The sequence below is a fragment of the Pseudoalteromonas sp. Ps84H-4 genome (assembly GCF_024124645.1).
Classification (GTDB): Bacteria; Pseudomonadota; Gammaproteobacteria; order Enterobacterales; family Alteromonadaceae; genus Pseudoalteromonas; species Pseudoalteromonas lipolytica_C.
This window is the reverse complement of record NZ_JAMXSK010000015.1, coordinates 89,482-103,316: the sequence shown is the minus strand read 5'-3', so window position 1 is coordinate 103,316 and position 13,835 is coordinate 89,482. Positions and strand designations below refer to the sequence as shown.

Annotated in this window: 14 protein-coding genes; 10 read left to right on the top strand and 4 right to left on the bottom strand. The window is 39.5% G+C overall.

What is annotated here, in order from left to right; all coding sequences use genetic code 11:
• The first annotated feature begins 16 nt into the window (after nucleotides 1–16).
• The 3 genes from NH454_RS13915 to NH454_RS13905 all read left to right on the top strand — a co-directional run bounded on the left by NH454_RS13915 (nucleotide 17) and on the right by NH454_RS13905 (nucleotide 1,487).
• A complete protein-coding gene (locus tag NH454_RS13915) occupies nucleotides 17–427 on the top strand; it encodes a GFA family protein (protein WP_135924466.1) in 411 nt (136 codons plus the stop codon).
• Between the two features lie 4 nt (nucleotides 428–431).
• Nucleotides 432–743 carry an antibiotic biosynthesis monooxygenase gene (locus tag NH454_RS13910; RefSeq protein ID WP_235382150.1) on the top strand — a complete coding sequence of 104 codons (312 nt, stop codon included), beginning with the start codon at nucleotides 432–434 and terminating at the stop codon, nucleotides 741–743.
• 237 nt (nucleotides 744–980) lie between these two features.
• Nucleotides 981–1,487 carry an AAA family ATPase gene (locus NH454_RS13905; RefSeq protein ID WP_235382149.1) on the top strand — a complete coding sequence of 169 codons (507 nt, stop codon included), beginning with the start codon at nucleotides 981–983 and terminating at the stop codon, nucleotides 1,485–1,487.
• Between the two features lie 166 nt (nucleotides 1,488–1,653).
• Here the strand turns inward: NH454_RS13905 and NH454_RS13900 are convergent, their stop codons facing one another.
• Nucleotides 1,654–2,865 carry a porin gene (locus NH454_RS13900; RefSeq protein ID WP_235382148.1) on the bottom strand — a complete coding sequence of 404 codons (1,212 nt, stop codon included), beginning with the start codon at nucleotides 2,863–2,865 and terminating at the stop codon, nucleotides 1,654–1,656.
• Nucleotides 2,866–3,035: 170 nt separating this feature from the next.
• Entirely contained in the window at nucleotides 3,036–3,554 is a 519-nt protein-coding gene (locus tag NH454_RS13895; RefSeq protein ID WP_235382147.1) for a TetR/AcrR family transcriptional regulator, read from the bottom strand.
• 221 nt (nucleotides 3,555–3,775) lie between these two features.
• Here NH454_RS13895 and NH454_RS13890 point away from each other — a divergent pair, with 221 nt between their 5' ends.
• The 7 genes from NH454_RS13890 to NH454_RS13860 all read left to right on the top strand — a co-directional run bounded on the left by NH454_RS13890 (nucleotide 3,776) and on the right by NH454_RS13860 (nucleotide 12,477).
• Nucleotides 3,776–5,362, top strand: a complete 1,587-nt coding sequence (locus tag NH454_RS13890) for an ABC-F family ATPase (RefSeq protein ID WP_135924478.1) — start codon at nucleotides 3,776–3,778, stop codon at nucleotides 5,360–5,362.
• Between the two features lie 411 nt (nucleotides 5,363–5,773).
• Nucleotides 5,774–6,256 (top strand): 5-(carboxyamino)imidazole ribonucleotide mutase, encoded by a 483-nt coding sequence (gene purE / locus NH454_RS13885; RefSeq protein WP_138556934.1) that lies wholly within the window; start codon nucleotides 5,774–5,776, stop codon nucleotides 6,254–6,256.
• A gap of 1 nt (nucleotide 6,257) precedes the next feature.
• Complete coding sequence (locus NH454_RS13880) at nucleotides 6,258–7,406, top strand: 5-(carboxyamino)imidazole ribonucleotide synthase (RefSeq protein WP_235382146.1); 1,149 nt, start codon at nucleotides 6,258–6,260, stop codon at nucleotides 7,404–7,406.
• A 153-nt stretch (nucleotides 7,407–7,559) separates the two neighbouring features.
• The gene (locus NH454_RS13875) at nucleotides 7,560–7,790 is read left to right on the top strand and encodes a DUF2798 domain-containing protein (protein ID WP_135924483.1); all 231 of its coding nucleotides are present in this window, start codon (nucleotides 7,560–7,562) and stop codon (nucleotides 7,788–7,790) included.
• Nucleotides 7,787–8,719, top strand: a complete 933-nt coding sequence (locus NH454_RS13870; RefSeq protein WP_253039385.1) for a putative sulfate exporter family transporter — start codon at nucleotides 7,787–7,789, stop codon at nucleotides 8,717–8,719. The genes NH454_RS13875 and NH454_RS13870 overlap by 4 nt, the downstream gene beginning before the upstream one ends.
• On the top strand, nucleotides 8,716–9,879 hold the full coding sequence (locus NH454_RS13865) for an endonuclease/exonuclease/phosphatase family protein (protein WP_235382144.1): 1,164 nt from the start codon (nucleotides 8,716–8,718) through the stop codon (nucleotides 9,877–9,879). Before NH454_RS13870 ends, NH454_RS13865 begins: the two co-directional genes overlap by 4 nt.
• A 105-nt stretch (nucleotides 9,880–9,984) precedes the next feature.
• Nucleotides 9,985–12,477 carry a prolyl oligopeptidase family serine peptidase gene (locus NH454_RS13860; protein ID WP_253039383.1) on the top strand — a complete coding sequence of 831 codons (2,493 nt, stop codon included), beginning with the start codon at nucleotides 9,985–9,987 and terminating at the stop codon, nucleotides 12,475–12,477.
• Nucleotides 12,478–12,549: 72 nt separating this feature from the next.
• Here NH454_RS13860 and NH454_RS13855 read toward each other — a convergent pair whose 3' ends face one another.
• Both NH454_RS13855 and rrtA read right to left on the bottom strand, forming a co-directional pair.
• Nucleotides 12,550–13,143 (bottom strand): hypothetical protein, encoded by a 594-nt coding sequence (locus NH454_RS13855; RefSeq protein ID WP_235382142.1) that lies wholly within the window; start codon nucleotides 13,141–13,143, stop codon nucleotides 12,550–12,552.
• 47 nt (nucleotides 13,144–13,190) lie between these two features.
• Entirely contained in the window at nucleotides 13,191–13,775 is a 585-nt protein-coding gene (rrtA, locus tag NH454_RS13850) for a rhombosortase (RefSeq protein ID WP_235382141.1), read from the bottom strand.
• Between the last annotated feature and the right edge of the window lie 60 nt (nucleotides 13,776–13,835).

The window sequence follows — 13,835 nt, the reverse complement described above, 5'->3', positions numbered from 1 at the left end:
AACCTTGTGAGGGACTATGTATAAAGGAAGTTGTTTGTGCGGCAAAGTAAAAGTAACGATTGTTGGTGGTATAGACTCAATTATTCATTGTCATTGCTCGTTGTGTCGTAAAAACTCTGGCACAGCTTACGCAACCAACGGCTTTATTCAACGAGATGGTTTTAACCTAACAGAAGGCAAGCAGCATCTAAGTGCGTTTGAATTTAAACCCGGTAGAATTCGCTATTTTTGTAGTAGCTGTGGCTCCCCAGTTTATAGCGAAAATAAAGATGACCCAAGCCGCTTACGTATTCGCCTAGGTTTATTAGATAGTGATATAAACGAACGTCCAATTAGTCACAATTTCGTGAGCTCTAAAGCAAACTGGGATACGTTTAACACAGAAATCCCATGCTATGATGGCTTTGAACCTAGTAGAGGGAAGTAATAGCATGATAGCGAATACACCAAAACCGCCTTATTACGCCGTAATCTTTACGAATACCTTATCTGACGATACCGCTGGTTATGAAGAGGTGGCGAATAGAATGGTGGAGCTCGCAGAACAACAACCTGGGTATTTAGGCATGGAGTCTGCTCGTGATGGATTAGGTATTTCTGTGTCGTATTGGCAAAGCTTAGAAGCAATTAAAGCCTGGAAACAAAACGTAGAGCACTTAAATGCCCAGCAACTTGGTAAAGACAAATGGTACAGCACTTTTACAACGCGCATTGCAAAAGTAGAACGTGATTATTCAATGTAGTAATAATTCGTCATATAAGAACACATCATACTGTATTTGACCTCATTATAACCTCAGCGTATCTTTAAATTTAAGTATATTGATAAACAAGATAAGTAGTTATAGAAACTCAGGCGTGGAATCTTCTCGGTTTATCGAATGCGGTGGTTTTTCTTGAATTTTTATGACAACATTTTAAATGTTAAACACCCTAAATACACACTTTTAAAAGTAACTTGGAAGGAATTCATAGGCTTTATGTTATATATCCTTGGCGGTCTACCCGCAACAGGTAAGACTGAACTTTCTAAGTTTTTAGCTTCTTCCTTGGGCGCAGTTCATATTCGTATTGATACTATCGAGCAAGAACTAAAAAACTGTGGTTTTAATAAGCTACATGACGAAGGTTACAAGGTAGCTTTTGCTCTTGCGTTAGAAAATCTAAAAAACGGCCTTTCTGTTGTAGCTGACTCAACAAACCCAGTTTTGGAATCTCGAGAAGGGTGGAAAAGCGTAGCAAATAAAGCTTCATCACCCTATATAGAAATTGAAGTTATCTGCTCGAATAAAGCCGAACATCGACAACGTGTAGAAAACAGGCAAACAGATATTCGAAACCTTTTACTTCCATCATGGGAAAGTGTGATTTCAAGAGATTATGACTTGTGGGAAACAGCACGTATTGTCATAGATACTGCGGGCAAAAATCCTGAGCAAAGTAAGAAAGAGTTGAGTGAGTTACTCAGTAGAAACAATGAAGCATAACAAGCAAGCTGGGTTAGTCAATAAAAGTGCATCAACGAAATGCTTGAAATTGATGTAACTAGAATCAGTTTATTGATTGGGGTTGCGACCAAAAAGCAAAATATTTGAGTTGTTCATTAATTAGAATATATAAAAGCCCACTAAGGTGGGCTTTATGTAAATGCAATTACAATGTGTAATTAAATCCGATGGCAATACCATCATCTTCGGTTTGTGACATCTGTGCTTCTTGCTCAGCATCTTTACTTGAAAAGTCACTAAAATCTTTACGTGCTTCGATGTATAAAATAGTGTCATCGCCCAAAAAGTAGTGCAAACCTAAAACAGCAAATTGTCGTTTAAACACATCATTAGGATCAGCATTAAAGTTTGGTTGAATCACGTAATCGTCACCAGCATCAAATATGTTGTAGGCTAAGAAAGTGCGGATATCGTTATCGAAACGGTAACTGACTAACGATTCAGAACCGACAGCTTCTTTAATTAACCGTCCTAAATTATCAGTATCATGGTTTTCATTTTTATTGATATTCGCTGATGCATACCAACCAGGTGTATTAAAATCACCATAGGTCATACCCACACCATAAATTAGATCTGTTACTGATTGTTTTCGCCCGCCAGCATACAGAATCTCGAATTGGCCTCGGTTTACACCTGCTGTAAATTTAAGTTCATCAGTTACATAGTAGGAGAGGGCAGCACCATAAGTTGAATTAAACTCAACTTTCTGAGCAGCATTATTACCTTGATCCCATAATGCCTGACATGATGCACGCGAAATATCGGCGATATCGCAGGTATAAAAGTCATCTGATTTCAATTGCGTTTGCAATGCTATATGGACATTTCCCCAGTTGTTACGATACTGCAGTACTTTATCGCCTCGACCAGTACCATTTACTGCTCCATCGTCTTTATTGTAGGTGTAGACCCCAGCAGCATTGCCATCCCATACTAGGCTGTAGTTTGTGTTATAAACCACGTCATACCAAGCACCCCATTGCTTACCTACAGTAATTCGTCCATATTTTTCGTGTTTTACACCAACATAACCTAAACGGTTGTATAAAAACTCGTCTTGCACAGTTTCAAAGCGATTATTGTAAACAATGTCACTATTACCTACAGGGTTCACTCCCCACTCTAGGAATGCCAAGGCTTGCCATTCATTTTTTAGCTGGCGTTTAAAATCCAAATTTATACGGGATACACCATTTACAATTTCAGTCTCACCTTGAGTGCTGATCACTCTGGCATCAATAAAGCCACCAACAGTGACACTGTTTTTATCATCTTTATATATCTCAATAGCATGACTGTTAATTGTGACCATGCTCATACTTGCGATTAATGTTGCTATGTAAGTTCTTTTCATAGAAATCCTTGTTTATACATCGTCCCTAATAAGTGTTATTTTGCAAAACTAGGAGATTATCAGAGCTAAAATAGGGTAAAAAGTGAAAAAAAATCAACAAAGATATCAGTTTTGAGGAATATTTATTCATTTTGAGTTCACTATACTGAATTATCAATAAGTTAGTGTAGCTAAAAAATGGACACCTTTTGACTTAATGTTTTTAGCATATCTTTTGTATTGGGTTTGTCTGAGCATAAACCGTGCAATAAGGTCATAAAATAGCAGTCTAGTAGAATGGCCGCTTTAACTTTATTAAAATGCGGTTGATCGGCAAAGATTAATGATTCCATCAATCTTATGTGCTGCTCCTGAAACGACTCACTAAACAAACGATCGCTGAAAAGAGGTTTGTAAAAATGATGGTGTGTACAATAGAATTGATAAAAATACTGTGCATAGTGGCTTATTTTTAAACGGGCAGGGCGGTGGATGTCTGTTTCTTTAGCATGCTCCAACACTTCTGCAAATCTGTTTTCTAAGCAGCCCTCTAAAATAGCAACTTTATCTGGAAAATAATTAAATAAAGTACCCACAGCAATATTACTGGCCGCAGAAATTTGTCTAGTAGAGGTGTCAGAAAACCCTTCTTTTACGAATAATGACCAAGCAGCATCTAAAATTCGCTGTTCTGTGTTATTATTTCTCATGCTAACAAACTCCTTGTTTTATAATGATTATTTGAAAGTTGAGCGCGCTCACATTCGTTTGTGAGCGTGCTCATTTTATGTGCAGTTCAGCATAGGTGCTGTATGTCATTTTGTAAAACTACTGAGTTGATTTATTTAAACTATCATGGCGTGCAAAGCGGCTTTAGTTTAAAATTGCATGCAGATTTGTTTTTACTTTTTACCCGCTGGAGGGTACCGCTATCATTAGTACAGCTAATATCACCATGCAATTTGGTGCTAAACCTTTATTCGAAAATATTTCAGCAAAATTTGGCGATGGAAACCGTTATGGTTTAATCGGTGCGAATGGCTGTGGTAAATCAACCTTCATGAAAATCCTAAGTGGTGAACTTGAGCCATCTTCAGGTAATGTCAGTACAGATCCAAACGAGCGTATTGCTAAACTAAATCAAGATCAGTTTGCTTATGAAGAGTTTTCTGTGATCGATACAGTTATCATGGGTCATAAAGAGCTGTGGGAAGTAAAAAAAGAACGTGATCGTATTTATAGCTTACCAGAGATGAGCGAAGAAGACGGTATGCGTGTAGCTGATCTTGAAACTGAGTTTGCAGAGATGGATGGTTACTCAGCAGAAGCTAAAGCCGGTGAGCTACTGATTGGTGTAGGTATCGGTACAGAGCAACACTACGGTCCTATGTCTGAAATCGCACCGGGTTTTAAACTGCGTGTGTTACTTGCACAAGTGCTGTTTTCTGATCCAGATATCATGCTACTGGATGAGCCTACCAATAACTTGGATATTTACACCATCAAGTGGTTAGAAGACGTGTTAAACCAACGCGACTGCACCATGATCATCATTTCGCACGACCGTCACTTTTTAAACTCAGTATGTACACACATGGCTGACATCGATTATGGCGAACTTCGTATTTACCCAGGTAATTACGATGAATATATGTTTGCAGCAACACAAGCCCGCGAGCGTTTACTGAGCGAAAATGCGAAGAAGAAAAGCCAAATTGCAGAACTACAGCAGTTCGTATCTCGTTTCTCTGCAAATGCTTCAAAAGCAAAACAAGCAACATCACGTGCTAAACAAATCGATAAAATTCAGCTTGAAGAAGTTAAAGCGTCTTCTCGTCAAAGCCCATTTATTCGATTTGAACAAGAAAAACAGTTATTCCGTAATGCCTTAGAGCTAACTAACTTAGCGCAAGGTTTTGATGACATGCTTTTCAGTGGCCTTGAAGGTTTAGTTGAAGTAGGTGAGCGTATTGCGATTATCGGTGAGAACGGTGTTGGTAAAACAACATTATTAAATACCCTTGCAGGTCGCTTAGCACCAAAACAAGGTGAATTTAAATGGTCTGATAATGCTAATATTGGTTATTACGCGCAAGATCATGCTGATGAGTTCGAACAAGACATGAACTTATTCCAGTGGATGGAACAATGGCAACAAGAAGGCGACGACGAGCAAGTTGTTCGTAGTTTCTTAGGTCGTATGCTGTTTTCACAAAACGACATTAAAAAGTCAGTAAAAGTGATTTCAGGTGGTGAGCAAGGCCGTATGTTGTTTGGTAAAATTATGATGCATAAACCAAACATCTTATTAATGGATGAGCCAACCAACCATATGGATATGGAATCTATCGAAGCGCTTAACTTAGCACTTGAAGCATACGAAGGAACTTTATTATTCGTATCACACGATAGACAATTCGTATCATCACTTGCTAACCGCATTTGGGAAATCAAAGACGGCAAAGTTATCGACTTTAAGGGTACGTATACTGAGTATCTAGCAAGTAAAGAAGCTTAATTCGTTTATGAGTGATTAAAAGCCATGCATGTCATGGCTTTTTTGTGCTTCTAGAGTCGCATCTTGATGTGAGTTAGGGGATATACCCAAGCCACATCAAGTTACAGAATTCAGCGTTTCACAGGTGCTTAATATCAAGGCGTTACTTTGTAGAAATGGCAGTCCCTTTTAAGAAGTAACAACGATGAGAGTGAGTGCTTGTGAAGCGCCCAAAGGGTTGGTTTAAAAGCGATTTATACTGCGTTATCGATTTTAACAATAGAACCACTATTATTTGCAGTCAATGCCTTGCCTAAATCGCTTTTAATTCCAACTGAAACTCGCATCTTGATGTGGTTTGGGTATATAATACCCGCCACAAAATAAGGACAAAAGTCCGCTTTTTAGAAAACAATTTACTGAGGTGTATTTATGACTGTTGGCATTATTATGGGTTCCAAATCAGACTGGCCAACGATGGAACATGCGGCGTTAATGCTTGAAAAATTCGGCATTGAATACGAGACTAAAGTTGTTTCTGCTCACCGTACCCCTCAATTACTTGCCGACTATGCAAGCACTGCAGCTGAGCGCGGCATTAAAATTATTATTGCAGGTGCCGGTGGTGCTGCGCACTTACCAGGTATGGCAGCGGCCTTTACATCACTACCAGTTTTAGGTGTACCCGTTAAATCTAAAACTCTTAATGGTGTAGATTCGTTATTATCTATATGCCAAATGCCTAAAGGTGTTGCGGTAGGTACTCTTGCTATTGGTGAAGCGGGCGCAGCAAATGCAGGCCTTTTAGCTGCACAAATTTTAGGTTGCCAACAGCCAGAAATTTTCGCAAAAGTTGAAGCATTCCGTAAAGAACAAACAGACACTATCTTAGCTAACCCTAATCCTGCAGAGTAATATGAATATTCTAATTTTAGGTGCGGGTCAGTTAGCTCGTATGATGAGCTTAGCGGGCGCACCCCTTGATTTAAATGTTGTTGCCTACGATGTGGGTAGTGAAAAAATCATTCACCCATTAACCGGTGAAGTTCATAACAGTACATTACAACAAGCTATTGATAGCGCAGACGCAATTACAGCAGAGTTTGAACACATTCCTGATGATGTACTAACACTGTGCTGTCAAAGCAACAAGTTTTACCCGGGTAAAGCGGCGATTAAAACAGGTGGCGATCGTGCACTTGAAAAAGCATTACTTGATAAAACAAATGTTGAGTGCGCGCCTTATCAGCTAATTACCGAAAAAGCACATCTTATTGCTGCGGTAGAGCGTTTAGGTAAGCCACTTGTGATCAAAACTTGCCAAGCGGGTTACGACGGTAAAGGCCAATGGCGCTTAAAATCAGATGATCAAATTGACCAAATTTGGTCAGAAATGGCAGATTTCATTGCATCTGGTACCGACAGTGCACCGCATTCTATTATTGCTGAGAAGATGATCCCATTTGACCGCGAAGTATCTATCATCGGTGCACGCGACAAAGCAGGTAACACAGTAATTTACCCATTAACTGAAAACCAACACACTAACGGTGTGCTTACACTTTCAGTTGCAGGTAAAGAAAAAGCTGCAATTCAAGAACAAGCTGAGCTGGCGTTTAACAAGCTAGCAAATGAACTTGATTATGTGGGTGTATTAGCAATTGAGTTTTTTGATGTTCAAGGTACGTTATTAGTAAACGAAATTGCACCGCGAGTTCATAACTCTGGTCACTGGACACAGCAGGGCACGCATTGCTCTCAGTTCGAAAACCACATGCGCGCTGTTGCAGGCTTACCATTAGGCAGTACAGAATTGCTTCGTCCTACTGCTATGATCAACGTGTTAGGACAGCCTTCAATTCCACACTCAGTACTTGCTACTCAAGATGTTACAAGCCACTGGTATGGTAAAACGGCTAAACCAGGCCGTAAAATGGGACACATCAACGTATCTGCCAATAATCTTCACCAATTAGGTGAGCGATTAGCTGCACTTGCTGAAATATTGCCAGAGCAAGATTACCCAGGTGTAGCTGCTACCAGCACCCAACTTATTTTAAACTAATCAGTTTAAATTCTTAAAAGCCGAGTTTATCTCGGCTTTTTAATTTTTGGCCTTACGCGCAAACTTCGCTAATTTTGTACCTCTTGTCTCAAAGCACTTGCGTCAGGTTTTTCTTCCTATAGACTAATATTTTTATATTAATATTAGCTTGTTATGTTACATCCTCGATTTAGAACAGTCGTGTTTGCCTTTTTTATGGCGCTGTTTATGTCTGGATTTATGTCTTTAGTGATCAGCATTTTTAACGTTGGTTTAATCGATAACATTACAACCATTTGGCTTAAAGCGTGGGCTTTTGCTTTTTGTGTGGCATTTCCTACCGTTATTGTTGTCGCACCTCTGGTACATAAATTAACCAACAAACTAATCAGAGTGCCGTTGTGATAGCTGAACGCCCAAAACAATTTCTTTTTATTACGCTTTTTTTAGCATCTGCTTTGCCATTTGTTGGTTCTGCTACGGCACTTATAGTCGGTGCACTATTTGCCATGACTTTAGGCAATCCATTTGCAGCTCAGTCACAAAAATTTAGTAAATGGATGCTAAAGTTAGCGGTTATTGGCTTAGGCTTTGCTGTTGATTTTAATCAAGTAATAGAAGTAGGGCGCAGTTCTATTGTGCTTACAATTGTCAGTATTACCGCTATTATTGGTCTTGGCGAAATTTTATCTCAGTTATTTAAGTTAAATAAAAACACCGGTGTACTTATCTCATTTGGTACAGCAATTTGTGGTGGCAGCGCAATTGCAGCTATGGCCCCGGTGATTAAAGCCAAAGATCACGAAGTGGCGATATCACTCGCTGTGGTGTTTTTATTAAACGCTCTTGGCTTAGTGTTGTTCCCGATGATTGGCCATTATTTTGGCCTAACCGAACAGCAATTTGGTGTTTGGGCGGCACTTGCGATTCACGATACAAGTAGTGTAGTGGGGGCTTCCGCTGCTTATGGCGCATCAGCACTTGCTATTGCAACAACTATTAAACTAACCAGAGCAATGTGGATCATACCTTATACAAGCATCGCGGGTGTGTTTTGGAAATCAGATGAAAAAGCAAGTATCCCATTGTTTATATTTGGTTTTTTAGCAGCTACACTGATTAATTCAAGCTTTTCTGAGTATCAAACACTTTGGCATGCACTCAATGTTGGTGCTAAACAAATTTTGGTAATGACCTTATTTTTGATTGGTAGTGGCTTATCTATTTCAGTCTTAAAACAAGCAGGTATTAAACCTTTTATCATGGCGATGATCTTATGGATCATTGTCAGCAGTATTATTTTACTACTTATAGTAGACGGATTTATTTCATGAAAAACGCTTTATTAACTTCTTCTTTAGCCCTGGCTGTAGGTGTATTTGCTAACAATGCAGTGGCTGCAGATTTACGTGTTGCTACCTTTAACGTGAGTATGGATGCAACCAACTATGCTAAAAAAGGCGAAGCTATTGATAAAGATGCTTTAAGCAAAGCATTAGCGAGCAACCACCAGCAAATTCGCAACATTGCCGAAATAATTCAGCGCGTAAGACCTGATGTTATTTTACTTAATGAGTTTGACTATATTGATGCTGATAAAGGCATTAACGTATTTCGTAAAAACTACCTGCAGGTATCGCAAAATAAGCAGGTTGCCATCGATTACCCATATTACTTTATCGCACCAGTCAACACCGGTTTACCTACCGAATTTGACTTAGATAACGATGGTGTAAAGGGGCATTACAAAGGTGACGCACACGGCTTTGGCTTCTTTGAAGGGCATTATGCAATGGCTGTACTTTCTCGCTACCCTATTGATTTAGATAAAGCGCGAACATTACAAACATTCAAATACAAAGATATGCCAAATGCACAAATGCCTATCGACCCTAAAACAGGTAAAGACTGGTATTCAGCAGAAGAATGGCAAGCAATTCACCTAAGCTCTAAATCATTTTGGGACTTACCGATTGATATAAAAGGCAAAACAGTTCATTTACTTGCGTCGCACCCTACGCCGCCGGTATTCGATGGCCCAGAAGACCGCAACGGTAAGCGTAACCACGATGAAGTGAGCTTAATTGCTGATTACATCAACAATGCTAACTACATTTACGATGATAAAGGCCAAAAAGGAGGCTTAAAAGCGAACAGCCGTTTTGTAATTGTTGGCGATTTAAATGCTGCGCCTGAAGGGGGCAAGGCACGTCCAAATACTACAGACCAGATTTTAAAAAACCCATTAGTGAATACCTCTTTTACGCCAACAAGCAAAGGCGCTAAAGAATCGTATAAAGAAGATTATGCTAAAAACTATACCGCTTATTGGCAAGCCAGAGCCGATTACGTACTGCCATCTAATTATGGTATTGAAATAAATGACGGCGGAGTATTTTGGCCAACAGAAAACTCTGAGTTATTCAGATTAATTGAGGATCGCAATGCCTCTTCTGATCATCGTATGGTATGGCTTGATATAACATTGAAATAAGCTGTTATTAAACGGAAAAGTTTGGCTGTTTATCCTATAAAAATTGCTATTTCATCAGTGCTTCTGCTTAAATAAGGCGAATTATAATTACCCTAAAGAAGCACTATGAATTTCAAAACCACTGCTAATAAAACGTTAGTGGCTCTCGCAGTCGCATCTAGCTTTATGCTAGCTGGTTGTCAATCAACCGCCTCAACGCCTTCTGAAGAACAAGTTACCAATGTAGCACCCGTTGTTGTTACTCCTGCTGACACAGGTTCCGCTGAAATCACGTTAGAGCAAGCAATGGCTCACCCTGATTGGTTAGGTCGTCAGCCTGAGCGTGCTTTCTGGAACGGTGATTCTAACAGCATCGTTTATGCACAAAAGCAACAGGGCAATGAGTTACGTGATTTATACGTTCAAGCAATTAACAGCCAATCTGCATCACAATTAGCGTTAGATAAACTACACACTGTAGGCGCTAAAAATGCTGTTTATTCAGCAGATAAAAAGCAACAGGCTTATGCATTTGAAGGTAATATCTTCGTTAAAAACTTAAGCACTGGGCAAATTACTCAAATTACTCACGATAGCGCACAGCAATCAAAACCACAGTTTTTAACTGATGGTAGCCTTGCTTTTCGTCAAGGTAATGCATTTTATAAAGTTGATTTAGCAACGGGTCGTCAAGTTGAATTAGTAAACTTACACCTAGACGATGCACCTAAAGGTGTACAAGAGCCTGACACTTACATTGCAAAAGAACAGCACAAACTAATTGATTACATTGCGCTGACTCACAAAAACAAAAAAGATCGTGAAGCGCGTAAAGCACAAATCAACGAACAAAACGACAGCATTGCTAACGCGCAGTTTTACTTAGGTAAAGGTAAACGTTTAGCAGATGTTCAGCTTTCACCAAATGGCCAAGCACTCGTTGCAGTAACCACTGAGAACCGTTCATGGCGTGACGAAGGCGATATCATGCCTAATTACATTGCCGATGATGCACGTGTAAAGGCTGAGAAAGTACGTCGTCGTGTTGCTGATGAAAAACCAATCAGCTCAGATGTTATCTACATCGACCTTAAATCAGGCGAGCAAACAACCCTTGCATTCGATACCTTACCTGGCTTTGATGAAGACGTACTTGCGGCTGTTAAAAAAGAAAACTACGCCCGCGAAGGCAAAACTTACAAGTCTGAAAAAGCACCGCGCGCCATCAATCTAATGATGGATTGGGGTTGGGACCAAAGTGCAATCCAATGGAACACAGATGGTTCACAAGTGGCACTTATGCTTGAAGCATGGGACAACAAAGATCGTTGGTTAGCCACTGTTGATACGCAAAACAACAAACTTGTTTCACAGCACCGTCTGCATGACGATGCATGGGTTAACTATGCATACAACGATTTTGGTTGGTTAAACAATTCAGATACGCTTTACTACTTATCTGAAGAGTCTGGTTACAGCCATATTTACAAAAAGCCACTTAACGGTAAAGCAACACAGCTAACTAAAGGCCAATTTGTTGTTTCAAACTTAACGTTAACAGCTGATAACTCAGCGATTTACTACAAAGCTAACGTTGAGCATCCAGGTCTTTACGAAATCTATCGTGTAAACCCTGCAAACGGTGAATCTGAGCAAGTAACCAACCTTGATGGTATGACTGATTACCAGTTAAGCCCAGATGAAAGCAAACTATTGCTAACTCATTCAAAAATTATGTCACCGCCTGAGCTTTACGTTGCTGATGCAAAAGCAAATACCCAAGCAACGCAGTTAACGCACACGGTATCTGATGAGTTTTTAGCGAAGAAACTAATCGCACCTAAGATTGTTGCTGTGCCTTCAAGCCACACTGATCAGCCAATTTACGCAAAAGTATATTACCCAGCTGATTATAAAGAAGGCGAAACAGGTAAAAACCGTAAAGCGGTTATCTTTAACCACGGTGCTGGTTACCTACAAAACTCACACATGGGTTGGTCTGGTTACTTCCGTGAGTTTATGTTCCACTCATTACTTGCTTCAGAAGGCTACGTAGTAATGGACATGGACTACCGTGCATCAAAAGGTTACGGCCGTGATTGGCGTACAGCTATTTACCGTCAAATGGGTACACCTGATATCCAAGATTTAGCAGACGGCGTAAGCTGGATGGCAGACAACGCAAACATAGATACACAAGCTGTAGGCACCTATGGTGGCTCTTACGGTGGTTTCATGACGTTTATGGCGTTATTCACACAACCTGATTTATTCAAAGCAGGTGCTGCACTTCGTCCGGTAACTGATTGGGCTCACTACAATGGTCCTTATACGTCGAATATCTTAAATCATCCAGATGTTGACCCAATTGCCTATGAAAAGAGCTCACCAATTTACTTTGCTGAAGGTCTTAAGAGCCATTTATTAATTAATGCGCCTATGGTTGATGATAATGTATTCTTCCAAGATTCAGTTCGCTTAGTACAACGTTTAATTGAGCTTGAAAAAGAAAACTTTGAAACAGCGATCTTCCCAGTTGAGCCGCATGGTTTTGTACAACCATCAAGCTGGTTAGATGAATACCGTCGTATTTATAAGTTGTTTAAAGAAACGCTTTAATCAATAGTGTAAATGAAAAACAGCCACTTAAAGTGGCTGTTTTTGTTTGTAATAGAATTTATCTCTATAGGGTTATTTGCAGTAAAATTTACTCACATCAAGTACTGCCTTACCTTCCTCTGAGTCGTTTTCAAAAATTAAATTATCACCCTCTAAACTCATTTTATAGTCTCTCATCCATGATATATTGGCTATTAATTCCAATTCATAGCGGTTAAACGAAGCAGGGCACTTTAAATACACATAATGGTGAGCAGTTCCAAAAGCTCCAGGGTCTGATGTGTAGACATAAAAGGTGCGATATTCAAATGCCTTTTCTTGGTGAACGTAATCAGTATTTGAGTTAAACATGATATTGAATAATATAAGTAAACCAATACCAAAGAACATTAAGCATGAATACAAAATACTAATAATAAGGGTCAAATGAGCAAAAATTTTATTTTTAAACGATTCTTTAACGATACTGTATTTTGCTAACAACAGACAAAACCCAATACAAATTGAGCAAAATACTATGGTGTAATAAATATTATCAAGACTTGCCATAAACGTTGCTGAAACAAATTTTAAATTTACCAATAGGCCAAATAGCCCGGCCAAGAGTGGTCCGTAAAGGCAAAATAGGATAATGCGAAGGTAAATATGTCCTTTATTTTCATTCATTTAAAGTTCCTTTTCGAGTTAAAAAGAGTTGTAAAAAGCGAGTAGGGCTACCCGCGATTTTTTATTATTTTTATAAAGACAGGTAAAGCCAACAGTGTGCCGCCAATTGCGCCGATAAAGTGGGCATCAATGGCAACATTAGAGGCGATTAGCTGACTCACCGATTCACTCGGGCCTGCTATTTGCTCCCAAATCACTTTTGCCCACGTACCCGCAAACAATAACCAGCCTGAAAACATGCCTGCTTGTGCGTCTTTAATTGCCCCCCAAATGATCACACCGTGCAGTAATGCGCTTAATCCGGTGTAAATATGGATATCAGGGCAAAATAGCCACACACCTAAACCACACCACAATGCAAGAATAGCAATATTCAATGCATAATGAGGTGGGCTTGTATGCTCAGCATGAAGAGCCCAAATTAATAAAATTCCGGCACAATTTAAGCCTAAGTGGGGCCAATTTGCGTGTACGAATTGACTGGTGAAAATACGCCAAAACTCACCATTTGCGACTAACTCACGGTTAAATTCGAGATATTCATTTAAGTTGAAAAGTGCAAACAAGGAACTTAGTAGTATTAAACACAATGGGGGCAGAATATATTCTAGTTTCAGGGGCAGGTTTATCATGTTATTTTTGTTGTATCTGAGATTGTGACACTATTGTGCACGTTTAATTTTAAGATGCCA

Excerpts from the sequence above, each read along its gene's own strand:
- NH454_RS13915 (WP_135924466.1), top strand. The coding sequence starts at position 17 with ATGTATAAAGGAAGTTGTTTGTGCGGCAAAGTAAAAGTAACGATTGTT.
- NH454_RS13910 (WP_235382150.1), top strand. The coding sequence starts at position 432 with ATGATAGCGAATACACCAAAACCGCCTTATTACGCCGTAATCTTTACG.
- NH454_RS13905 (WP_235382149.1), top strand. The coding sequence starts at position 981 with ATGTTATATATCCTTGGCGGTCTACCCGCAACAGGTAAGACTGAACTT.
- NH454_RS13900 (WP_235382148.1), bottom strand. The coding sequence starts at position 2,865 with ATGAAAAGAACTTACATAGCAACATTAATCGCAAGTATGAGCATGGTC.
- NH454_RS13895 (WP_235382147.1), bottom strand. The coding sequence starts at position 3,554 with ATGAGAAATAATAACACAGAACAGCGAATTTTAGATGCTGCTTGGTCA.
- purE (WP_138556934.1), top strand. The coding sequence starts at position 5,774 with ATGACTGTTGGCATTATTATGGGTTCCAAATCAGACTGGCCAACGATG.
- NH454_RS13880 (WP_235382146.1), top strand. The coding sequence starts at position 6,258 with ATGAATATTCTAATTTTAGGTGCGGGTCAGTTAGCTCGTATGATGAGC.
- NH454_RS13875 (WP_135924483.1), top strand. The coding sequence starts at position 7,560 with ATGTTACATCCTCGATTTAGAACAGTCGTGTTTGCCTTTTTTATGGCG.
- NH454_RS13865 (WP_235382144.1), top strand. The coding sequence starts at position 8,716 with ATGAAAAACGCTTTATTAACTTCTTCTTTAGCCCTGGCTGTAGGTGTA.
- NH454_RS13860 (WP_253039383.1), top strand. The coding sequence starts at position 9,985 with ATGAATTTCAAAACCACTGCTAATAAAACGTTAGTGGCTCTCGCAGTC.
- NH454_RS13855 (WP_235382142.1), bottom strand. The coding sequence starts at position 13,143 with ATGAATGAAAATAAAGGACATATTTACCTTCGCATTATCCTATTTTGC.
- rrtA (WP_235382141.1), bottom strand. The coding sequence starts at position 13,775 with ATGATAAACCTGCCCCTGAAACTAGAATATATTCTGCCCCCATTGTGT.